The organism is Planomicrobium sp. YIM 101495 (assembly GCF_009707665.1).
In the GTDB taxonomy this organism is placed as follows: domain Bacteria; phylum Bacillota; class Bacilli; order Bacillales_A; family Planococcaceae; genus Planococcus.
Window position 1 is genome coordinate 608,177 of sequence record NZ_WLZW01000001.1, and the last position, 22,801, is coordinate 630,977.

The following is a 22,801-nucleotide window of genomic DNA, read 5'->3' on the forward strand; positions in this document are numbered from 1 at the left end:
ATAAGGCTTGTTTTTCGTGTTCAGTTGTTGTCAACTTCCGGGATGTTTTTTCGTCTTTTGCGCTCAATCCGCTCCAGCCGTTTTGTGATATCCGCCATTAACGAATTCCGCACTTGCGTATGCTCGCTCGCTTCCTTCGCAAAACCTGCCATAACCGCCGCCTGATCCAAGTCCTTCAGCTGGTGTTCGCAGATCTTCGCAGCGTGCACCCACGCTTCCACTTCGATCTGCCCACGCAAATTCGGTGCCGCTTCCTTGAACAGCTGAACTGCTTCCGTGTAGTTGCCAGCTCTCTTCTTCTGGATGGCCAGGAAAAAACGGGCGAGCGCTGCATCGCTGCCACGCTCCTGTGTGACGTGTTCGAGATAGACTGCACTTTGCTCATACTGCTTCAAGTCCGCATACCATTTGCCGATATTCGTGTACGCACCGCTTGTTTCAGAAATTAAATCTTCAATTAATAGGTCTGAAGCTTTGATGTACAGTGCAACGAGTGACAAAATATCCAATTCGTTGTGGTACAGCACTTTTTCCAGCGCATCCGGAAAGCCGCTTTTCACCGCATCAAGATAGATGGCCGGAATCATGAAACCAGGCACATCTCCTTGACGATGGAAATCAAGCTTTTGTTCCTCGATTGAACTGAGCTTCATCCGCTCCAGTTCGTTTTTCCAAATGCGCTTCGTGCCGTGGAACAAATCGATCTGCTCATAATGCGCAATTTTCGGCAGCGTATTGCGGTGGAACGTCCAGCGCGAAGTGAGCTGCGGCCAGTCAAAGCTTTTTCCGTTATAGGAAAAAATCACTTTTTCATCATCCTGCCAAAAGCCCGTGGCATAGAGGAATGCAGCTTCGTGCGACGGATCCGGTAAGACCCACTGTGTCAGCTCGAAGCCGTCTGCCCCTTGTTCAATGACTCCTGCAAGGAAAATGTATGCACCTGTCCCGCCAAGTCCGGTCGTTTCCGTATCGAAGAAGACAATCCGTGCGTCACGGCTCAGCTTGAACGGGTGTTCGAAGTCAGTGCTCTCCCACGCTTCGAGAACACGCGTGATTTGACCCAGTTCCGTATTGCCGTGCACAAAATCGAATGGATAGTGCACTTTCTTCTCATAAACCCAGCCGAATTTGTTTTCTTTCAGCTGAAGTCCGATATCATTCCATTTCGCTTCGTATGACGGGCGGTCCGGCGCTTTTGCCTGCTTCTTTTTGACTGGCTCTTTCTTGATGAGCCCTTTCATCTGAAGCAGTTTCTTCTCAAACGACATCCGTCCCGCGCCCCTTTCCTTGCAGCACATTCAATAAGGAGATGACCCGGTCTTTATTGTCGAGTGCCGCTTCCTGTGCACCGATGCACGAAGGACAGCCGTCGAAGCATGGGCATTGCTCCACGTGTTCGACCGCTTTTGCGAGCAGTGGCTGCCACAAATCATAAATGCGCTCGCTTATGCCGATCCCGCCGGGGTACGAATCATGGACGAAAAATGACGGCAGATCATTGTGCGGCGACTTCACTTGCGGAACGACGTGCACGTCACGACGGTCGCACTGGACGAAAATCGGAATGAACGATTCGATGGCGTACGCAGCGCCCGTCATCGTATCCGATAATTCCCCTTCGCTGAAATTATCAGGCTTGTAGAAGCTGAGCCAAGTTGAAGATGTGTGCAATTCTTCCGCCGGCAACGAAATCGGGCCTGAGCCGATATTGTCATGCGAATCGAAACGGATTTTCTTGAAGATCGTCGGCATCGCAAGAACCGCGACGTCTCCGTAGTAAATCGACGCTTGCGGCTGTTCCATCGATTTGTCTTCACTGATGACTTTCAGTTCGACGGCGAGGTTCGCATCCGTGAAATAATCGACGTCCACTTCCCGTACGTATGCCTTTTTTTCTTCCCAATCGAGGATCTCGACTTGAAATTGGGTCCCTTGGTGAATATAAATTGCTTCTTCGTGAAGCAGCGTCAATGCACTAAAGCGGTCCATTTCCCCGATGACACGCGTGTCCGCCGGTATGGACTGATCGATGATGACGACGTTTTCCTGCGTCGCTGAACGTAAGGAAATGTCATGGGCGGGAAAACGGTCGCTCATCCAGTGCCAACGGTCGGAGGTCCGGACGAGCACACCTTCATCAGCGAGGTATTCAAGCAAGTACTGAATATCGAATTCTCCGTACATATCATCCGTTGCGAACGGCAATTCGAACGACGCGCATTTCAGATGGTCCATCAAGATGATGATGTTTTCGGGATGGATCCGTGCTTCTTCCGGATTCTGCTCGAGCAAATATTCCGGGTGGTTGATAATGTATTGGTCAAGCGCTGTCGATTGGGCGACGTAAACGACGAGTGATTCGTCCTGGCGGCGTCCTGCACGGCCTGCTTGCTGCCAGGCGCTCGCGATATTCCCCGGATAGCCAGTCATGATACATGCCTGCAGTTGGCCGATATCGACCCCGAGCTCCAAAGCATTCGTCGAAACGACGCATTGAATCGAGCCGTTCCGCAGTCCGGTTTCGATGGCGCGGCGTTCGGAAGGTAGATAACCTCCACGGTATCCTTTAATTGATTCGTCCTGGATTTTATATTTCGTAACAGCTTGCAGATAAGTGACAAGCATCTCGACACGCACACGGCTTTTCGCGAAGACGATTGTCTGCACGCCGTCTTTGATCAACGATGTCGCGAGATCACGCACTTCGAGGACAGCACTTCTGCGTACACCGAATGTCGGATGGACGATCGGCGGGTTGTAGAAGATGAAATGCTTCCTGCCGGTCGGTGCACCGCTCTGATCGATCAATGCGTGCTCCGTGTTCGTCAAATTCTCGGCAAGCTCTTTCGGGTTGGCGATCGTTGCGGATGTGCAGATGATCACCGGATTGCTGCCGTAAAATTCACAGATGCGCTTGAGGCGGCGGATGACATGTGCGACATGCGTACCGAATACCCCTTTGTACGTATGCAGTTCGTCGATGACTATATAATGAAGGTTCTCAAATAATGAGACCCATTTCGTATGGTGCGGCAAAATCCCGGCATGCAGCATGTCCGGGTTCGTCATGACGATTTGGCCCGCCTTGCGCACTTTGGTCCGGATCGAAGGAGACGTATCCCCGTCGTACGTGTACGACAGAATTTCTTCATCCATCCGCTCGATCAGATCATGGAGATCGCTCTTCTGATCTTGCGCCAGCGCTTTCGTCGGGAACAAGTAAAGTGCCCGTGCATCGGAGTCTTCCAAAATCTTCTGCAGCACCGGCAAGTGGTAACAGTAGGATTTCCCGGAAGCGGTCGGTGTGACAGCTGTGAACGATTGGCCACGCACCGCATAATCGAATGCTTCACGTTGGTGGCTATAAAGACGCTCGACCCCTTTTTCGATGAGTGCCTTACGTAAACTTTTGTGCAATGACCCCGGGAATTCGGCATACACAGCCGGCTTCTCATCCAGCGTATGCCAATGCTCGATTCGGTCCATCATTTCTGGATCGCGCTTCCATTCCTTCAGCAACTCCGGCAATTGTTTTTTTCGGATCACTGTGCACCACTTCTTTCATCAATGGCCATGATGAGTGATTGTATCGTGAACTGTGCTGCTTGGATCGTCTGGATGAAGCGCTTTTTGCTCGTCTCTTTAAAAAAACTCTGGACGAAAAATTGCGTCATCCCTTCTGCCGCATTTTCAATTTGCATGAAATGGACATGTTTCGGACGATTTTCTTTAATATATTCTGCAGACTGCTCACGCCACTTCTCGATTTCGGCGTGCCAGTGGTCGGCGTATGGTTTTACCTCTGTATAAAAGTCCGGAACGTGATCGCGCTCGCGCATCTCATAAAAGCGGTCAAGGCAATTGCCGCATTCCAGACGAAGTTCTTCAGAAAGAATTTTCAATGTCATGGTTTTCATCCCTCCACTGCCTCCTATTTTAGCACAGAACCTTTCAGGCAGCTTCTTTCTCCGAACGTGTATTCTTTTCATTTGGCAAAGGTGGTTCAATCCGCTATTATAATGCTAGGTTTTGAAACCTTTCAGACAGCAATCCGTCTCATTTGATGTGATATGATGGGACATGCGAGGTGCATAGAATGACAATCAATTATCCCAACGGTCGGAAATTCATAAAACCAGAGCGGCATGCCCAGACGGATGCGCCCTCTCCGAAGCGGAAGAAAAAAGACTATTCCTTCAGTAATCGGGGTAAGACATTAGAAGACGAGCTGAATGAGACGAACGACTTTTACCTGCAACGCGGCTTGGCGATCGTCCATAAGAAGCCGGTCCCTCTGCAAATCGTCAAAGTCGAGTATCCTTCAAGGAGTGCTGCGGTGGTCCGGGAAGCATATTTCCGCACGCCATCGACGACGGATTACAATGGCGTCTGGTGCGGGAAATACATCGATTTCGAAGCGAAAGAAACAGAAAATAAAACATCCTTTCCTTTAAAGAACGTTCATGACCATCAAATCGTCCACATGTCACAAGTATCCAAAGCGCAAGGAATCGCATTTTTAATCATTCGCTTCTCGGCTTTGGAACGTTATTTTTTACTTCGCTACGAAGCACTCGAAGTGTTTTGGGAACGCATGCTTAAAGGCGGAAGGAAATCGATCACCCTGCAAGAGATCGAAGACACTTCCATCGAAATCGAACCGAAAGCATTTCCAAGGCTCGATTACTTGCCTGCACTCGAAAGGCTATTGAATGAAACAAGGCAACATGAAAGTGGGGAACTATAAGTGGCAGATCATAATATGACGCGTGAACAGCGCAGAAAAGCCCAAATGCAGCAAGAAAAGTCTGCGAAAAAGAAAAACGGTGGAAAGAACGGCAAGAAAAAAGTGACGACTGGCACATGGATCAAACGCATCATCCTGACTGTCGTCATCCTCGGCTTCGCCGGCTTGCTCTTCGGTGCTGGCATGTTTGCCATCTACGCGAGCAGCGCACCGGAACTCGAGGAAGAGTTGTTGCGCGATCCGATTTCACCAACATTTCTAGCAGCTGACGGTGAGACGGAAATTCCGTACTTTACCGTTCAGGACCGGATGTATGTCGAATACGAAGATATTCCGGAAATGATGGAGAATGCCATCCTGGCAACGGAAGACAACCGTTTCTATGAACATTCCGGCATCGACATCATCCGTCTCGGTGGTGCGGTGATCGCGAACGTCACGGACGGTTTCGGCTCACAAGGCGCGAGTACGATCACCCAACAAGTGATCAAGAACTCATTCTTGAAGAACGAAAAGACGTTGAAACGGAAAGCGCAAGAAGCGTATCTCGCTTACCAGCTTGAAAAAGAGTATACAAAAGAAGAAATCTTTGAAATGTACTTCAACAAGATCTTGATGTCCGGGAACATTTACGGCTTCGGTACTGCAGCCGAGAACTTCTACGGCAAGACATTGGACCAACTGGAACTGCATGAAATGGCAGTCCTTGCTGGTATTCCGCAGAGCCCGAACCGCTACAATCCATTCAACAACCCGGAAGCGGCAGAAAAACGCCGCAACACGGTATTGAACTTGATGGAAATGCACGGCAAGATTACGACGGAACAAAAAGAGCAGGCACAAGCAAAGTCCGTGACGGATTCTTTATTGCCGGAAGACCAACGTAAACAAATGCCGACGGGTGAATATACGGCATTCATGGAAATGGTCGTTGACGAACTTGAGTCTCTTGATAATGAATATGCACTTGATGAAGGATTGACAATTCACACGACACTCGAACCAAACGTCCAAAAGGCAGTAAACGAGACGATGGCTTCCGATTTGTTCTTTGATGAAGAAGTCGAGTCCGGGATGACGGTTGTTGATACGAAGACTGGCGCCATCCGTGCAATTGGCGCAGCACGTGATTACTCCGGAGATATTCGACGGAACTTCGCAATAGAGAAAGACCGTCAAATCGGATCGACGATCAAGCCACTGATCGCGTATGGTCCAGGAATCGAATACAATGACTGGTCGACAGGTGAAACGATCGTCGATGAGCCGTATGAATACGAAGACGGCCAAGAAGTCCGCAACGTCGATGGCCGCTACCAAGGCAGTCTGACAATCCGAGAAGCACTTTACCGCTCACGCAACATCCCAGCGGTCAAAGCACTCGATGAGGTCGGTTACGACAATGCCTCAGCTTTCACGAAAAAACTTGGCCTTGATTTAGGAGATCTACACGAATCTTCCGCACTCGGCACACACAACATTTCAACGGTCGATATGGCCGGTGCATTCGCAGCTTTCGGGAACGAAGGAATCTACACAAAACCGCACACCATCACGAAAATCGTTTTCCGTGACGGTGAAACAGAAGAAATCGTCAAACCTGATTCTGTTCCAGCCATGAAAGACAGCACCGCTTATATGGTGACGGACATGCTCCGCGATGTCGTCGATACGACACTAGCCGGCTCGTCCGGCAAAGAAGCGGCGATCAGCGGTCTTGACCTTGCCGGCAAAACCGGTACGACGAACTATACAGCTGGTGAGCTTGATAAGTACGGACTCGGCTCCAGCTCAGCACCGGATATTTGGTTCGCCGGTTACACGACGAACTACTCGATTTCGGTATGGAGCGGCTATCCGACACGTGCACAAGCAATCGACACGTCCTCGAATGAGCGTCTGCTTTCGCAGCGACTATTCAAGAACGTCATGGCTCAGATTTCCCCTCCTTCCACTACAGAGAATTTTACGCAACCAGCATCTGTCGTGGAAGCGGATATTCATTTGTATACGGAACCACTTCAATTGGCTGGATCATCAACGCCAAGCAATATGAGAAGAACGGAACTGTTCGTCAAAGGAACCGAACCGACGCGTCAAGCGCCACCGGTTGAGGAAGAGGAAGAAGAATTGGCTGCACCGACCGGCTTGAATGCGGAAGTCGCAGGCGAATCGGCGAACCTCACATGGAACTATGAAGACACGGAAGATGTGGCATTCGAAGTCGCAGTATCCTATAACAACAGCACGAATGTTGCCGGGACGACCGGTGAACAGAGTTACACTTACGAAAGTCTCGAAGAAGGCATCTCATACACCTTTACTGTGACTGCAGTGAGAGGCGACGAACGAAGTGCTCCTGCTTCTGTCATCGTTCAAATTGCTCCTCCAGAAGAGCCTGAAGAACCGGAGGAACCAGTCGAAGACGAACCTGAAGAGCCAGTGGAAAACCCAGATGACGGTGAAGACGAAACCGATCCTGAAGCACCAGACCAAGGCAATGGAAATGGTGAAGGAGACGGAAACGGGACTGGAAATAGCAACGGGAACGGCGGCGGTCAAGGTAATGGCAACAACAATGGCGGCGGCCAAGATGGAGACGGCGAAACTCCACCGGATGACGGTGAAGATGAAGACGCAGTCGCTCCTTCTTCCCGCAACGAGCCAGACGACGCACCACCTGCTGACGATGAGCCAGATGAAGGAACTGAAGAATAAAACAAGAGCCGGTGTACATCATGAAAATGATTCGCACCGGCTTTTCTGTCTCGAATTCTTCTCACAAAAAAACCATTCTTGCGACCATGAATTATGGCTCTGCAAGAATGGTTTTTATTTTTATTGTCATGCGTCGCCTTTTGTCGCGGCATTCCGATAGATGTCGGTCTTTTCGAATTCTGACCGGATGCGTTTCGCGGCAAACTGTTTCTGGAATTCCTTGAACAGTACGACAAGTTGTCGGTATGCAGTAAATCGCCCCCGGTTCGCACGGACAAATGACAAACGTTCTTCCTGATTGATCGGCTCGACCACACCGTCACACAGTGTGGACAGTTCTTCGTAAAGCGCGATTGCCTCATCCATCAATTCCTTTGTTCCCTCTGCCCGTTCGGCGTGCAGGTCGTGAAGTGCAGCGGACAATTCATCCCAGCGGCTGAAAAGAACCGCTACGTGTTTGTCAGTCAATTTCCACTGATGTTTCACGGTTGACCAATCCTTTTCTCGCACGCTTCTGTCCTTCCCTACACCGGTCAAAAAGTGGACAGACTGAACATTGCGGATTTTGTGCTTTGCAATGGTAGCGGCCGAAGAAGATGATCTGGTGATGTGTTTTCGACCAGTCGTGTGCTGGCGTCTTCTTCATCAACACTTCCTCGACTTGCAGTGGGTTGTCTTTCCAGCGGCATAACCCAAGGCGTTTGGAGACGCGCTCCACATGCGTATCGACTGCCATTGCTGGAATGTTGAATGCGACTGATACGACAACGTTCGCCGTCTTCCGGCCGACTCCAGGTAAAGTCATGAGCAGATCTCTATCTGCCGGAACTTCGCTATTGTAGCTATTGATTAAAATATGACTGAGCGCCTGGATATTTTTCGCTTTGTTTCGGTAGAGACCGATTGAGCGGATATCTTGCTGCAGCTCTTCGAGAGGTACGGCAATGTAATCTTCCGGCGCGTGGTATTTCTCAAACAATGTAGCTGTCACTTTGTTGACGAGCTTGTCCGTACACTGCGCCGATAGAAGTGTCGCAATCAATAACTCGAACGGATTTTTGTGCACAAGTTCACAATGTGCATCCGGAAACATTTCTTCCATCACTTCGAGGCATGCATGCCATTCTTTTTTCGTCATCAATGCGTTTCACCTGCTAGCTACGGTCTTCCAGCCAGTTATAAAACTGTACTTTCTTCGCTGCGCTTGCAGCCGGCTGAAGCTGTAGGTTTTTTTCCCGGAAGGAAGATGCATGTTTCGCAACTTCCTTCGAGGTTTTGATGTTCTTCTTTTTCCATTCGAACAAAATACGGTCGACATACCGGAGGCTCAATTTCTGCGCGAGCACCGCTTCTTTCAGTGCCATGCGAATGACCTCTGGTGTATGGCCGTCCTGGTCGATCCACATCGAAATGGTTTCGATTTCCATCGGGGACAGGAAGCGGCCGAACTCCTGCTCGAAGACCTGGAAAATCTCTCCTTCGAGCGCTTCAAGTGACTGCTTCTTGTCTTCCTGGTGGTCTTTGTTCAGACAGTCGAGCAGACGGTCCCATAACGGCTGCAGTGAAAACGTTTCACTCAGCATGTTATCGGACGTTTGCTGCTCGATTTCGATATAGCCTTGTTTCATCAACTTCTGTAGCATATCTGCAATGCGTTTTAAAGATGACTGCATCCGCTCCGCAATTTTATCCGGCGTCGGGAATGAATCCCCGTTCTGCTGGAAAGCGTGAAGATGCATCAAGAGCATCGCTTCTTCATCGGAGATGTTCAGTTCTTTGTAATACTGAAAAAAAAGCTGGGAAATGTGAACATTTCCCTGCTCGATCCATTGCTGCAGACGATTCGGCTGTTTCATAACCCAACCACCTTTCTCTATCTCTCTTAACATCTAACGAGGCTGATATTCCATCAAACAGCTCCGTCGACGTTTCTTAAGGGTACAGACGATTCAACAGGCGTGGGAATGGAATGGACTCACGGATGTGCTCTGCACCGGAGATCCAAGCGACTGTGCGCTCGAGGCCGAGGCCGAATCCTGAGTGTGGCACTGCGCCGTATTTGCTGAGTTCCAAGTACCATGCGTAAGCTTCTTCATCCAAATCGTGCTCTTGGATGCGTTGTTTCATCAGCTCATAATCGTAGATCCGTTCAGATCCACCAATGATTTCGCCGTACCCTTCCGGTGCGATCAAGTCAGCACATAGAACGACGTCGTCGCGTTCTGGGTGTGGTTGCATGTAGAACGGCTTGATGCCTGTTGGATAGTTGACGATGAAGACCGGCTTGTCGTAGTTTTCAGCGATTGCCGTTTCGTGTGGTGCGCCGAAGTCGTCGCCCCATTTGATGTCGTCGTGTCCGTTATTGTTCAACCATTCGATTGCTTCATCATACGAGATGCGCGGGAATGGCGCTTTGACGTTTTCCAGTTTTGAAGTGTCACGTCCAAGACGCTCCAGCTCCAGTTTGCAGTTTTTCAAGACCGACTGCACAATGTGTTCTACATATTGTTCTTGTACTTCCAGGCTCTCGTCGTGCTCGACGAATGCCATTTCCGGCTCGATCATCCAGAACTCGATCAAGTGACGGCGTGTTTTCGATTTTTCCGCACGGAATGTCGGACCGAACGAGAATACTTTCCCAAGTGCCATCGCAGCCGCTTCCATGTACAACTGACCAGACTGGGACAAGTATGCATCTTCGTCGAAGTACTTCGTCGCGAATAGTTCTGAAGTGCCTTCAGGAGCTGAGCCTGTCAAAATCGGTGGATCCACTTTCACGAAGCCGTGGTTGTTGTAGAATTCGTACGTCGCGCGGATGATTTCGTTGCGGACTTTCATCGTCGCGTGTTGTTTTCTTGAACGCAGCCATAAGTGACGGTTGTCCATCAAGAACTCTGTGCCATGCTCTTTCGGTGTGATCGGGAAGTCTTTCGCTTCGTGGATCACTTTCACATCCGTTACGCCAAGTTCGAAGCCGAATGAAGAACGCTCGTCTTCTTTCACAACCCCTGTTACGTATACAGATGTTTCTTGCGTCAAACCTTTCGCCGTGGCGAACAGTTCTTCTGGTACTTCCGCTTTCACGACGACGCCTTGGACAAACCCAGAGCCATCACGTAACTGCAAGAACGCGATTTTCCCGCTTGAACGCTTGTTAGCGATCCAAGCGCCGATTGTTACTGTTTCTCCAACATGCTGTGCCATTTCGGCAATTGTAATTTTCTTCATAATAGCCTCCACTTTTTCTATAAGAATCGTTCATGATTTGTGCATTTCGTTCCGGTTATTGTGGAATCAGCCTTGCCAGTTCGCCTCGACGAACTTCCGGATACGCGCTACTGCTTCTTCCAATTTCTCGAGCGATGTCGCATACGATAGACGAATCGTCGTATCAGCGCCAAAACCAGAGCCTGGAATAACTGCAACGTTCGCCTTCGTCAACAATGCTTCAACGAATTCATCGACTGATGCATGGCCTGTTCTTGTTGCCGCTTCCTGGACATCCGGCAGTAAGTAGAAGGCGCCTTGCGGACGGATCAAGCTGAACCCTGGAATCGCCGCCAGCTGCGGATAGATCGCTTCCAGACGGCCTTCGAATGCACTGCGCATCTCCTCAACTGCATCTTGTGAGCCATTGTACGCTTCGATCGCTGCATACTGAGAAGTTGTCACCGGGTTTGATGTCGAGTGGGATGCAAGATCCGTCATCGCTTTAATCAAGTCGGCTTCTCCTGCCGCATAGCCAATGCGCCACCCTGTCATCGAATGTGATTTCGACACCCCATTGATGATAAGTGTCCGTTTCTTCGCATCGTCTGAAAGCGTCGCGATGGAAACATGTTCAGCGTCCCCGTAGATCAGCTTTTCATAAATTTCATCCGAAACGATCAAGATGTCTTTCTCGCGGCACACTTCTGCTAGTTGCTCAAGCTCTTCTTTCGTGTAGATCATTCCTGTCGGATTAGACGGCGAGTTCAAGATGAGCGCTTTTGTCTTCTCTGTAATCGCGTCGTGCAGCTGCTGTGCTGTGATCTTGTATTGCTGATCAGCAGTAGCTGTGATATAGACAGGTACGCCTTCCGCAAGCTTAACCTGCTCCGGATAGCTAACCCAGTATGGAATCGGGATGATTACCTCGTCCCCTTCATCCAGCAGTACTTGGAACAATGTATACAAAACATGCTTTGCACCGATTCCGACCATGATTTCCGAATTGGCGTACGTAAGACCTTGATCGCGCTTCAATTTCGCAGCGATCGCACGCTTCAAGTCCGGCAAACCGCCAGACGGCGTATACTTCGTCTTGCCTTCCTTCATGGATGCATAGGCAGCTTCAAGGATGTTTTCTGGTGTATTATAATCCGGCTCACCTGCTCCAAGGCCGATCACATCGACTCCTGCCGCTTTCAGTTCGTTCGCTTTTGCTGTAATCGCCAATGTTGTTGAAGGCGTTAAAGTTTGCACACGTTTTGCGAGATTCATGATTTCCACCCTTTCACAAATTCAAAATGCGTCTAGACCAAGTTCCGGATTCGACCGGAATGTAAACATAGTTCAACCCACCATCTTCGTTCAAGAAAGTCACTTCCCAGACAGCACCGTCATCATCCATGCCAAGCTTCGTATGAAGGATGTCTTTCACTTCCATGCCTTCTGTGGCGATCTCTCTTGCCTCTTTTGGCGAAATCGCACGTTCCAGCGAAGCGAACTGCACTTCCCCTTCATCCGTCGGTACGAAGACCGCCTTCAGTACACCAGCGGCATCCCGTCCGATGACCGTCACCATTTCCGTCTTATGGGCATAGACATACACTTGCTCGATCGATGCCAAGTAATTGGCTCGTTCCACTTGATCGATTGCGCGCTGCTCCACTTCGGAATACGGTTTATTGCCTGCGACGATGATCAAGATCATCAAAGCCACTGCAAAAAAAGATAGAAATCCGACGATGAACGTCACCCATTTTTTCACTGTCATCTCATCACCTATGTCCTGTATATCGTGAAGACCGCTTTTTCCGGATTTTCTTTATCGAGTGCCAAACCGAACATCAAGTCTTCTTTCTTTAGAGTCCGATTCAGCCCGTCGACTAGTTTATATAAATCGGACTGATAGTCGACGACGATTGTCGACAGCACTTCGATCTTGGATTCCATCAGGCGTTCTTCCTTTCCATTCTTTCACATTTCTCAGCCGTTTGGAGGCTGAACAAGCGTCTTCGAATCACTGTTCATTATACCAAGCTTCGATATCCGTTACCATCTTTTCCAATGGCCCTTTTACGACTTCCACTTTTGGCAAGGCACTGATAAACTCGTGCCCGTACGATTTCGTTTCGATCCGGCGATCCAGGACGATGAACAGCCCTTGATCGTCTTTCGAACGGATCAATCGGCCGAACCCTTGCCTTAGACGCAGCACCGCTTCCGGTAATGCGTAGTGTAGGAACGGGTTCTTCCCTTCCTTCGAAATCGCTTCGCACCGTGCTTTGAAAATCGGCTCTTCAGGCGACGTGAATGGCAGACGGACGACGATGACTGCACGAAGCGCATCTCCTGGTACATCTACACCTTCCCAGAAGCTATTGGTCCCGAACAAGACGGACTTCTTGAAGCGCTGAAACGATTTCAACAACCTCATCCGGCTGCCAGACGAAATGCCTTGTGCAAACAGCATGTAATCGTCAAGCAGTCCTGTATCTTGGATCAACTCCACCGTTTTGCGGAGCATGTCCTGAGAAGTGAACAAGACGAAGCAACGCCCTTCCGTGACGAGCACGGTCTGAATGACTGCATCCGCCACACTCTCGATCCACTCCCTTTGGGAAACTTTCTGGATCTCCGGCATGTCTTCCACGAGAAACACTTGTGCGCCTTCGTAAAAGCCGATCGGCGGATCGAACTTCTCGATGCTGACCGATTCCGGTACACCCAGCTGGTTCGTGATGAAACGGTCATTCGAAGGGACACTCATCGTTCCTGACAGCCAAATGAGCGCGAGCTGTCCACGATACTTCCCGATGGCCCCATCGATCACTTCGCGCACCTCAAACGGCCGTTTATACAACGTCAAGCTGTTCGGCAAGCTGCGCAAGTCGCCATCGACCCACGCAATGCCATGTTCGGTCGAGTCGATGAAGATCTCCCCGAAGTTCTCGGTTTTGACCATGATCTCTTCCGTCCAATACCGCCACTCCGTCAGCACTAATCGTTCTGCCAGAGACGTTTCATGGAGCCGCTCCGCTTTTTGCATGATGATCTGTGACAAATCGATCCACTCGTTCAAGTTGCGCAAAATCTCACGCGGCCCTTCTAGTGACATCGGCAATTCCTCGAGCAACACGGAATTTTTCTTATGACGACTGCCTGCGAAACGTTCTGTAAAGTGAAATGTCAGTTCAGCCGCCAATTGATCGAACCCTGCAAAGATCTTTTTGGATAAACCTTCCAGCCTCAAAAGCTCTGGGATGGAGGCGAACCCTCTTGCTTCCGCAATCTCGTATAGTTTCGAATACAATTGTTGGTCTTCGAAAATCCCGATCTGTCCGAAGACATACTTCCACTGCGTATAGACGAGCGACTTTTCGTATTGGGAAACAGCCGTCTGGACAATCTGATGCGCTTCGTCAAAAATAATCGCACCAGCAGACTCCGTCAATGCCCGTTCTGATACACGTTGGTTCAAAAGGAAGGCATGGTTCGTCACGACGACGTGTGCATTCTTCGCTTTTGCCATGGCATATTCATAAAAGTCATAAGCTGAATCATGCTTCGTCAGTTTACGGAAATGCGATCGGCGGATTTTATCAAGCACGAGTTGCCCTCCGCTTGAAGCGTTCAATTCATTCAAATCGCCCGTTTCCGTCTGCATGAGCCAAATCAGGATTTGCATGAGTGTAAAAGTCTCATCGTATGATTCGTCGTCTCCTTGCAAAAGCTCCGCAAAGCGGTGCAGATCCAAATAATTGCCGAGTCCTTTCACGAGCGCAAACCGGATCGGTGCATCGAAAAACTTGCCGACGATTTTGCCCTCTTTTTGCAGCAATTGATCTTGCAAGTGTGTGGTGTATGTAGAAATCAATACTTGCTTGCCTGACTCCAATGCATAATTGACAGCCGGCAATAAATAGCCGAGTGTCTTGCCCATCCCGGTCGACGCTTCGATGACGAGCTCTTCCTGCTCCTCAAGCGACTTCTCGACAGCTGCCATCATCTTGAACTGGCTTTCCCGCGGTTCGAACTTCGGGAACACACGACTCATCCTCTCGTGCCAATCCCCTGACAGTGACACCGGTTCCAAAGCGCTTCCCTCGATCGGCATACGCATTTTCAGCGGGATGTTTTGGAATCGGTAGCCGTATACTTCACCGCTCGTCCGTTTTTCACGGATCAAGTCGAAAAGAAGACGCGACAAATCCGACTTCAGCTGGAATGACCGTTTGTGTAAAAGCTCAAGCGTCTCACACGGCAATGTGCGCAAGTCGTCTCTTCCCTTTAAAAACAGTTCCGCCGTCGCCAGTGCATCGTCATCTGCACGATGTGCGTTCTTCAAATGAATTCCTTGCTCCGAACAAATATCTTGGAGCTTGTAGCTATAGGCGGTCGGATATGCAAGCCTTGTTAGCTCGACGGTATCCATCGCCAGGCCTTGCCATTTCGGATAGCCTGCGCGTGTGAGTTCCTGCTGGAGAAACGGCAAGTCGAACTGGACGTTATGTGCGACAAATACGGCATCCTGCAGGCGATCGAACACTTCAGCTGCCACATCTTCAAATGGTCCGGCATCTTGGACATCCCGCTCGGTGATCCCGGTTAGGTCTTGGATGAATCTTGGAATCGCTTTTCCTGGGTTGACAAATGCCATGTATGTATCGGTAATCCGGTCATTTTCTATTGTCACCATAGCCAATTGGATAATGCGGTCACCTTTAGCAGGAGCGTGTCCGGTTGTTTCGATATCGACAACGACAAATTTACGCGTATTCATCGCACTCCCTCTTTTCCTGGTGATGATCTAAAAAAATTGTACCATATCCGCGCCGTTTCCGCTTTTTTTGTTGGATTGGGAGGTGTGCATTAGAGTTATAACATAACGCTTGGCGGCTTACTGCATAGGCCGCTGCGATTCTTGTTTGGGTATGTGGAAAAGAGAACTGGTGTCGCATGTAATGTCGCTCATGGCTTAAGGACATGGCTCCCGGGGTAAGCCGAGCTGAGAACTGCTCATCTTACCCCTCCGCCATGTCCAGGCCAGCCACTTCGCTGTTGATCTGTTTAAGTAGTGGAGAATAATAATCAGTATTTCTTTCTAATTTGAGTGTTTCATATTTGCTTGGCGGCTTACTGCGTAGGCCGCTGCGATTCTTGTTTTGGCGAGTTACTACTTCGGCAACACGAGTTACTACTTGGCATCAAATTCTGCATTGACGTTGTCAAGATGCGACTTGATGACTGCGAGATACAACTTCGCCAGCTTGAGGTACGGCATGCATCTCCGACTCGCTCATTTTCAAGAGTGGAAAAAACTGCGTCGCGACTAAATACCGAATTAGCTTGAAATCTGAAATCACTCACTAATACTTGACACCTTCTGTGAGAATACGACACTGGCTGCTATGCATGGTTCATCCAATCCCCAAGATTCGATGAAACTCCTGTTAGCGAAGGAGCATAGCGACTGAGGAGGCTCAAAGGCAAATATATGCTTTAGCATGTGAAACTCTTGAATGTAGGTCAGCCTATCATCTCCAATTCATACTCCTAACACAAATTAAAACTTGAAGCACAAATTCTAAAACTTAAAACAGCCGCCCCTCCCCTCTAGTTGGAAGGAAGGACGGCTGTTGGATTAGCGGATGGTTGCTTCTGGTTCGTAGTGCATGATTTCTTCGATGACGTTGCCTTCGCCCATAATAGCAACGGTTGGCTCGTGTGCTGCTGCTTCTTGGTCTAAGACGTATCCGTACGTTAGGACAATGACAATGTCGCCTTTTTGGACTAGGCGTGCCGCCGCGCCGTTGACACAGATGACGCCGCTGCCGCGCTTGCCGGAGATGATGTACGTTTCAAAACGTGCACCATTGTTATTGTTGACGACGTGGACTTTTTCGTTCGGTATCATGCCGACAGCGTCCAGGATGTCTTGGTCGATCGTGATACTTCCGACGTAGTTCAAGTCAGCTTCCGTGACAGTTGCGCGGTGGATTTTGGAGTTCAGCATCATTCTCATCATATTAATTCGGTCCTTTCGTTTTGAAAATGGTGTTGTCGATCAGGCGTGCGCCACCGAATTGGACGGCGATGGCTAAAGCAGCTTCGTTCGTAATCGGTCCATGCAAATCCGGAAAGCTGTGCAGTTCGATGTAGTCGATTTTTCCAGACGTATGATGCTGGATATAGTCGGTCATCTCTGGGATCGGATCTTTCCCTTCCCGATAAAGGGCTGTTCCGAGCTGAAGCGCTTTTTGCAGATGTGGTGCTTCCATTCGCTCTGTTTCCGTCAAGTAGACATTGCGTGAGCTTTTCGCGAGGCCGTCTTCTTCTCTCACTGTTTCACCGCGGACGATTGTCAGGGGGAAGTCGTAGTCACGGACAAATGCTTCGATGATTGCGAGTTGCTGCGCATCTTTCTGACCGAAGTACGCACGGTCCGCTTCCGTCAAATGGAAGAGTTTCGTGACCACTTTCAAGACGCCGTCAAAGTGTCCTGGACGCGAGACGCCGCACATCACTTGTGCTTGTTCACCTGCGTGAATGGCGATGCGGCTCTGCGTCGGGTACATTTCTTCTGTTGTTGGTGCGAATAATACGTCGGCTCCAGCAGCTTCTGCCAAGCCGTGGTCGCGGTCAAAATCGCGTGGATAGCGGTCAAAGTCTTCATCTGGTCCGAACTGTGCCGGGTTGACGAATAAACTCATGACGACTGCATCGTTTTCTTTTCGCGCTTTTTTAAGTAGTGAAAGGTGGCCGTCGTGCAACGCGCCCATCGTCGGGACGAGCCCGATCGATGCGTTCGCGTGTTTCTTCTTGCGCACCCATTTTTTCAATTCGTCAATCGTTGTGATTGTCTTCATCTTGCTTCTTCCTTTCTGGAAAAAGAAGAAAACCATATAAAAAGTCCTTCTGCAGAACAGAAAGACAGAAAAAGACTGATTCGGTTTCTTCCGTCCCTGTCGATTCATGTGATCAAGGCAGTGTGATATGTTAGTTTTCAGGCCGTGCAAAGGTGCAGTTCACAAGGATACTGCCCATACATACTATAGCAGAATTCGCTTTCGAAACCAAAATATTTTTATGGGATTTCTACTCGAAAAAGTATTGCTTTCACTCTTGAGGTTACATAATATAAATATGTAACGATAATAAATTTCCACAAAAAATCGCCTCCGAAAAAGATCCACTCCCTTCCGAAGACGATTTGCTTTAAGTTAATTCGATATCTGCAGAGTAAATCGCATGCACGACGCCGTCATCCGTTCGTAGCTTCAGCACACCGTCGTCGGTGATGCTTTCGGCGACACCGATCAGCGTTTCTTTCGCGAGACGTGCACGGACGCGGTTGCCGATCGTATTGGAATAGCTTTCCCACACTGATTTGACCGGTGAGAAACCTTCTTCGAGATACAAATCGGTGTAGAATTCCAGGTGGTTTAGCACCGCTGCAGCAAGTGCAGCGCGGTTGACCGCTTCCCCTTTTTCCATCCGTATGGACGTGGCGATCGAGCGCAGGTCTTCCTGGAAGTCTTCCTCCACTTGGTTGGCGTTCAAGCCGATTCCGATGATCAATGCTTGGACGCCATCCACGTCGGATTGCAATTCCGTCAAAATGCCTGTGCTCTTCTTGCCTTCGATCAAAATATCGTTCGGCCATTTGATGGAAGGTGCTCTGCCGATAGTTTCTTCAATGGCTTTCGCAGCAGCTACCGCTGCAACTAGCGTGAATTGCGGTGCTTTGTGGATCGGGATTTGCGGGCGCAAAATGATACTCATCCAAACGCCTTTGCCATATGCCGACTCCCATTTTCTCGCCATTCTTCCGCGCCCAGTCGTCTGTTCTTCCGCAATAACAGCCGTCCCGTCCGGTGCCCCATCTTGTGCCAACTGATGTGCAATGATTTGCGTCGATGTTACAGATGTGTGGTAGGAAAGGTTTTGTCCGATGCGCACTGTGCGCAAAAACGGACTGATGCCAATTGGGTCGAGCGTATCAGGCGCTTGTTTCAGCACGTAGCCTTTTTTCCGGATAGTCTCGAGCTCGTAACCTTGTTCTTCGAGCTCTTTCATGTGCTTCCAGATAGCTGTTCGCGATATGCCGAAGTCTTCGGCTAGCTGTTGGCCAGAAACTGGATTCCCTTTGTTCGCAAGGAGCCGCTCCGCGATTTGCTGTGTAATAGTCGTATTCATGAACCTTTTACCGCCGCGATCCACTACGTGGACACGGCGGCTTCACCCCCTGTTTTGTCATTCGTCTTGCGTTGAAAATTCCACTTGGAACCATTCTTTGATCGTTGCCGGATCATTCGGAAGCTCTCCGAAAACAATTGCGCGCTCGATACGGCTAATCCAGTCCTTCAGCCATGGCCCTTGTTTTTTTCCGGTCCATTCCATCAAGTCTTTACCGTTGATCGCCACTTCCTGCTTGTGCGCAATTGGTAGCAGTGACTTCTTTTTGGGAATTGCTACTTGCCGGTCTGTCAGTTTCGCCGCCATTTCAAGCGCTTCTGTGCCGATCGAATAATAAGTCCACGCGTTCCACGTCTCAAGTGAAGCTGCACACAACGTATTCGCCAATTGCTGTTTTTCGTCATTCGAGAGCTTGTACAGCCGAAGTGCAGACACGTCAAAACCTCCGCGGTGCAGCATGAATGCCCAGCCGTAGAGAGAGTTTCCTGTCGCTTCGTATGCCGTCCAATCCACGTCGAACATTTTGCCATTCGGCAGATGTTCGTTGAGCTTCGCTTCCTGTAAATAACCGAGACTTCTCGCCGCTTGCTCGTGCAGGAACATTTTGTCCAGTTCCGCCTTCACGCGTTCGATCGAAATTGATGAAATCAAAGAAGCTTCCTGCTTAATTGCAGCGAACGTCTCGTCGTCGAGCGCAAAATCAAGCTGACCAGAAAAACGGATAGCACGGAGCATACGAAGTGCATCTTCCGAGAAACGTTCCGAACTATTTCCGACCGCACGAATGCGCTTATCTTCCAAATCTATACGTCCACCGAATGGATCAATGATATCCATCGTCTCGGTCATGGCCATCGCATTGATTGTGAAATCACGGCGCTTCAAATCTTCCTCCAGCGTCCGGACGAATGCAACTTCGTCCGGACGTCGGTGGTCTGTGTACGCACCTTCCGTACGGAACGTCGTTACTTCGATTCCTTCTCCGTCAAGCAGCACAAGGACTGTGCCGTGAGCGATTCCTGTATCGACGGTCCGCTCGAATACGCGCTTCACTTCTTCCGGCAGTGCGGAAGTAGCAACGTCTGTATCATGAGGCACACGGCCTAACAACAAATCCCGTACAGCACCGCCGACGACATATGCTTCGAAGCCTGCCGTCTTGAGTTCTAGGATAATCTTCTTTGCAGTGTCCATCATTGGCGTGCATCCAGGAGCTGTTCATATATTTCTTCGTATTGTGCAAGGATCATATCCGAGTGGAACTTCTTCCGGGCTGTTTCGAGTGCGCCGGCTTTCAGTTTTTCCATCAACTCCGGATTTTTCAAAGCAACGGTAATGCGGCTCGCAGCAGTTTCAACGTCTCCCAGGTCGACAAGGAGCCCATTCGCACCATCCTCGATGATTTCCGGGATGCCGCCGACACGCGTGCCAAGACACGGGACACCACATGCCATTGCTTCGAGCGCTACTAAGCCGAATGCTTCTTTTTCGGACATCAACAATTTCACATCGGAAATGTTGTAAAGGTCCGCTAATCTATTTTGATTGCCGAGGAACAGGACGTCCCCCTCGATGCCAAGCTCTTTCACTTGCTGGACGATTTGTCCCATTTCCGGGCCATCCCCGACAAGGAGCAGCTTGCTTTGAAGCTTACTGCAGACTTTTGCGAACGTCGAGACGATATCTCCGACGCGCTTCACTTTCCGGAAATTCGAAACGTGGATCAGCACCGGTTCGTCTTCTGAAAGGCCAAGCTGCGCTTTTAATTCCGGCTGTTCTTTCCGTTTATATTCGCGTTCGTCAACGAAGTTGTAGACAGTCTTGATTTCCTTGTCCGGCTCGATCATTTCATACGTCTGCTCGCGCAACGAGTTTGACACTGCGGTCACGACGTCCGACTGTTCGATGCCATATCTGATTGCTTGCTTGAGTGATGAATCAGTCCCCAGTACGGTGATATCCGTGCCGTGGAGCGTCGTGACGATACCGATATTCGAGCCAGCCATGCTGCGGCCAAGAATCGCACAGACAGCGTGCGGGATCGCATAGTGGACGTGGAGCAAATCCAGTCCTTCGTTTTTGATGACTTCCGAAATCTTCGTCGCCAGCGCAATATCATACGGCGCGTACTGGAAGACGGAGTAATGGTTGACTTCCACTTGGTGGCTGATGATGTTGCTGTAGATCCGGTTCAAGCGGAACGGTGTGGATGACGTGATGAAATGCACTTCATGCCCAGCTTCCGCGAGACGCTTGCCCAGCTCCGTCGCCACAACACCTGATCCGCCGACCGTCGGGTAGCAAACGACCCCAATTTTCATTTTTCTCATAGTTCCACTCCTATTCCCGTGACTTCCTGATCAGCCGCCAATCAGCGAACCCTTCCTGTAATCCTTTCAACAATAATTCTGCCGTGCCCATATTCGTCGCAAGCGGAACGTGATAGACGTCGCATAGTCGCAGCAACGCCGTAATATCCGGCTCATGCGGCTGTGCAGTGAGTGGGTCTCTGAAGAAGATGACCATGTCCATTTGATCGGTCGCGATCATCGCGCCGATTTGCTGGTCCCCGCCGAGCGGTCCTGATTGGAAACGTGTGATCTCGAGCGCTGTCTCGTCTATGACGCGCTGCCCTGTAGTTCCTGTCGCGAAAATTGTATGATCTGCCAAGATGCTTTCGTAAGCGATCGCGAATTGAACGAGATCATCCTTTTTCCGGTCGTGTGCGATTAGTGCGATATTCATATAATGTGATCTCCTTTAGATGATGATATGTTCAAGTCCGTAGACTAATTGATCCAACTCCATGACGCGCTCGACAGACAAGACGACGCCAGACATGAAGGAACCGCGATTGAATGAATCGTGGCGGATCGTAAGCAGCTGTCCTTCGCCGCCCATCATCACTTGCTGATGCGCGACAAGGCCTGGTAAACGGACACTGTGGATGCGCATGCCGGTATAATCTGCGCCTCTTGCACCTTCGAGTGTCTCTTTTTCATTCGGGTGACCTTGCGCATGCGTTTGGCGTTCCTCTGAAATCAGATGCGCCGTCTTCATTGCCGTCCCTGAAGGAGCGTCGAGCTTTTGATCATGGTGCATTTCGATGATTTCGACTTCCGGCATATATTTCGCTGCTTGCTGTGCAAATTTCATCATCAATACAGCACCGATTGCGAAGTTCGGTGCGATGATGCAGCCGAGTCTGTCACATTCAGCTTGTGCCGTCAGTTCCTTCAATTGCTCGTCCGAAAACCCGGTGGTTCCGACAACTGGACGGATACCGAGGTCAAGTGCTTGTTTCGTATGTTCATAAACCGATTCCGGCGAGGTCAAATCGACTAAGACATCCGGCTTCGTTTCGCGGTGCAAGTGTGCCAGCTCTAAAAATACTGGAACGGTAAAGCTATCCGGAAAGACATCCGTATCTCCGAGCGTTTCGCCCACTTCTTTATAGTCTAAAACGGCTACGAGTTCCATCCCTTGTTGTTTCATGATCGTATGTACTGCTTCTTGTCCCATTTTTCCTCTTGCCCCTGCGATTGCAACGCGGATCTTCATTTCGCATCTTCCTTTCTTGTCCAGCGATCTTTATCGCGGGAATTGAATTTCTGTAATACTTTATCATGCTCTTCTTGTAGGTCGATGTCGAGTGAGTTCGCTAGACAGGTCATGACGAATAGCAGGTCGCCGAGCTCTGCGCCGATTGAATTGTCTTGTTCGTCTTCTTTCTTTTTCTTCGGTCCGAATTCGTGCATCACTTCGCGCGATAATTCGCCTAGTTCTTCCGTCAGGCGCGCGACGAGTTCCATCGGCGTGAAATAGCCTTCTTTGAACTGTCCGATGTATGCATCCACTTCGCCCTGTATTTGCTTTATTGTTTTCTGTCCGCTCATTCCAGCTCACTCCTTCTACTTGCCAGTCCATAGTTTC

Annotated in this window: 21 protein-coding genes; 2 read left to right on the forward strand and 19 right to left on the reverse strand. The window is 49.8% G+C overall.

Annotated elements, in window-relative coordinates:
• Positions 1-20: 20 nt before the first annotated feature.
• The 3 genes from GIW82_RS03080 to GIW82_RS03090 are packed head-to-tail and all read right to left on the reverse strand — an operon-like array spanning position 21 to position 3,917.
• Positions 21-1,268: a ribonuclease H-like domain-containing protein gene (locus tag GIW82_RS03080; protein WP_154748438.1), complete on the reverse strand. Its 1,248-nt coding sequence runs from the start codon at positions 1,266-1,268 to the stop codon at positions 21-23.
• Complete coding sequence (locus tag GIW82_RS03085; protein ID WP_154749574.1) at positions 1,258-3,489, reverse strand: DEAD/DEAH box helicase; 2,232 nt, start codon at positions 3,487-3,489, stop codon at positions 1,258-1,260. The genes GIW82_RS03080 and GIW82_RS03085 overlap by 11 nt, the downstream gene beginning before the upstream one ends.
• A gap of 53 nt (positions 3,490-3,542) precedes the next feature.
• Positions 3,543-3,917: a YppE family protein gene (locus tag GIW82_RS03090; protein WP_230309155.1), complete on the reverse strand. Its 375-nt coding sequence runs from the start codon at positions 3,915-3,917 to the stop codon at positions 3,543-3,545.
• Between the two features lie 179 nt (positions 3,918-4,096).
• Between GIW82_RS03090 and recU the strand changes: the two genes are divergently transcribed.
• Both recU and GIW82_RS03100 read left to right on the forward strand, forming a co-directional pair.
• Complete coding sequence (gene recU, locus GIW82_RS03095) at positions 4,097-4,747, forward strand: Holliday junction resolvase RecU (protein ID WP_154748439.1); 651 nt, start codon at positions 4,097-4,099, stop codon at positions 4,745-4,747.
• Positions 4,748-7,465 (forward strand): transglycosylase domain-containing protein, encoded by a 2,718-nt coding sequence (locus GIW82_RS03100; RefSeq protein WP_370455977.1) that lies wholly within the window; start codon positions 4,748-4,750, stop codon positions 7,463-7,465.
• A gap of 126 nt (positions 7,466-7,591) precedes the next feature.
• On the opposite strand, the gene GIW82_RS03105 is transcribed toward GIW82_RS03100, so the two are convergent.
• The 16 genes from GIW82_RS03105 to GIW82_RS03180 all read right to left on the reverse strand — a co-directional run bounded on the left by GIW82_RS03105 (position 7,592) and on the right by GIW82_RS03180 (position 22,764).
• Positions 7,592-7,951 (reverse strand): YpoC family protein, encoded by a 360-nt coding sequence (locus GIW82_RS03105; protein ID WP_154748440.1) that lies wholly within the window; start codon positions 7,949-7,951, stop codon positions 7,592-7,594.
• Entirely contained in the window at positions 7,926-8,606 is a 681-nt protein-coding gene (gene nth / locus GIW82_RS03110) for an endonuclease III (RefSeq protein WP_154748441.1), read from the reverse strand. The genes GIW82_RS03105 and nth overlap by 26 nt, the downstream gene beginning before the upstream one ends.
• 13 nt (positions 8,607-8,619) lie before the next feature.
• A complete protein-coding gene (locus tag GIW82_RS03115; RefSeq protein ID WP_154748442.1) occupies positions 8,620-9,321 on the reverse strand; it encodes a DnaD domain-containing protein in 702 nt (233 codons plus the stop codon).
• A 76-nt stretch (positions 9,322-9,397) separates the two neighbouring features.
• Positions 9,398-10,693, reverse strand: a complete 1,296-nt coding sequence (asnS, locus tag GIW82_RS03120; protein WP_154748443.1) for an asparagine--tRNA ligase — start codon at positions 10,691-10,693, stop codon at positions 9,398-9,400.
• Between the two features lie 66 nt (positions 10,694-10,759).
• The gene (locus GIW82_RS03125; protein ID WP_154748444.1) at positions 10,760-11,947 is read right to left on the reverse strand and encodes a pyridoxal phosphate-dependent aminotransferase; all 1,188 of its coding nucleotides are present in this window, start codon (positions 11,945-11,947) and stop codon (positions 10,760-10,762) included.
• Positions 11,948-11,960: 13 nt separating this feature from the next.
• Positions 11,961-12,437, reverse strand: a complete 477-nt coding sequence (locus GIW82_RS03130) for a cell wall elongation regulator TseB-like domain-containing protein (RefSeq protein ID WP_370455978.1) — start codon at positions 12,435-12,437, stop codon at positions 11,961-11,963.
• Positions 12,438-12,451: 14 nt separating this feature from the next.
• Positions 12,452-12,622 (reverse strand): YpmA family protein, encoded by a 171-nt coding sequence (locus GIW82_RS03135; RefSeq protein WP_154748446.1) that lies wholly within the window; start codon positions 12,620-12,622, stop codon positions 12,452-12,454.
• 67 nt (positions 12,623-12,689) lie between these two features.
• The gene (gene dinG, locus GIW82_RS03140) at positions 12,690-15,452 is read right to left on the reverse strand and encodes an ATP-dependent DNA helicase DinG (RefSeq protein WP_154748447.1); all 2,763 of its coding nucleotides are present in this window, start codon (positions 15,450-15,452) and stop codon (positions 12,690-12,692) included.
• A gap of 861 nt (positions 15,453-16,313) precedes the next feature.
• Positions 16,314-16,697, reverse strand: a complete 384-nt coding sequence (gene panD, locus GIW82_RS03145) for an aspartate 1-decarboxylase (RefSeq protein WP_154748448.1) — start codon at positions 16,695-16,697, stop codon at positions 16,314-16,316.
• Between the two features lies 1 nt (position 16,698).
• Positions 16,699-17,538: a pantoate--beta-alanine ligase gene (gene panC, locus GIW82_RS03150; RefSeq protein ID WP_154748449.1), complete on the reverse strand. Its 840-nt coding sequence runs from the start codon at positions 17,536-17,538 to the stop codon at positions 16,699-16,701.
• A gap of 349 nt (positions 17,539-17,887) precedes the next feature.
• Complete coding sequence (locus tag GIW82_RS03155) at positions 17,888-18,868, reverse strand: biotin--[acetyl-CoA-carboxylase] ligase (protein ID WP_154748450.1); 981 nt, start codon at positions 18,866-18,868, stop codon at positions 17,888-17,890.
• 57 nt (positions 18,869-18,925) lie between these two features.
• Positions 18,926-20,065 (reverse strand): CCA tRNA nucleotidyltransferase, encoded by a 1,140-nt coding sequence (locus GIW82_RS03160; RefSeq protein ID WP_230309156.1) that lies wholly within the window; start codon positions 20,063-20,065, stop codon positions 18,926-18,928.
• Positions 20,062-21,198 (reverse strand): N-acetyl-alpha-D-glucosaminyl L-malate synthase BshA, encoded by a 1,137-nt coding sequence (gene bshA, locus GIW82_RS03165; protein ID WP_154748451.1) that lies wholly within the window; start codon positions 21,196-21,198, stop codon positions 20,062-20,064. The genes GIW82_RS03160 and bshA overlap by 4 nt, the downstream gene beginning before the upstream one ends.
• 10 nt (positions 21,199-21,208) lie before the next feature.
• Positions 21,209-21,613: a methylglyoxal synthase gene (locus GIW82_RS03170; protein WP_154748452.1), complete on the reverse strand. Its 405-nt coding sequence runs from the start codon at positions 21,611-21,613 to the stop codon at positions 21,209-21,211.
• A 15-nt stretch (positions 21,614-21,628) separates the two neighbouring features.
• Entirely contained in the window at positions 21,629-22,429 is an 801-nt protein-coding gene (gene dapB, locus GIW82_RS03175; protein WP_154748453.1) for a 4-hydroxy-tetrahydrodipicolinate reductase, read from the reverse strand.
• Positions 22,426-22,764, reverse strand: coding sequence for a nucleotide pyrophosphohydrolase (locus GIW82_RS03180; protein ID WP_154748454.1), 339 nt, complete (start codon positions 22,762-22,764; stop codon positions 22,426-22,428). The genes dapB and GIW82_RS03180 overlap by 4 nt, the downstream gene beginning before the upstream one ends.
• Positions 22,765-22,801: the final 37 nt, after the last annotated feature.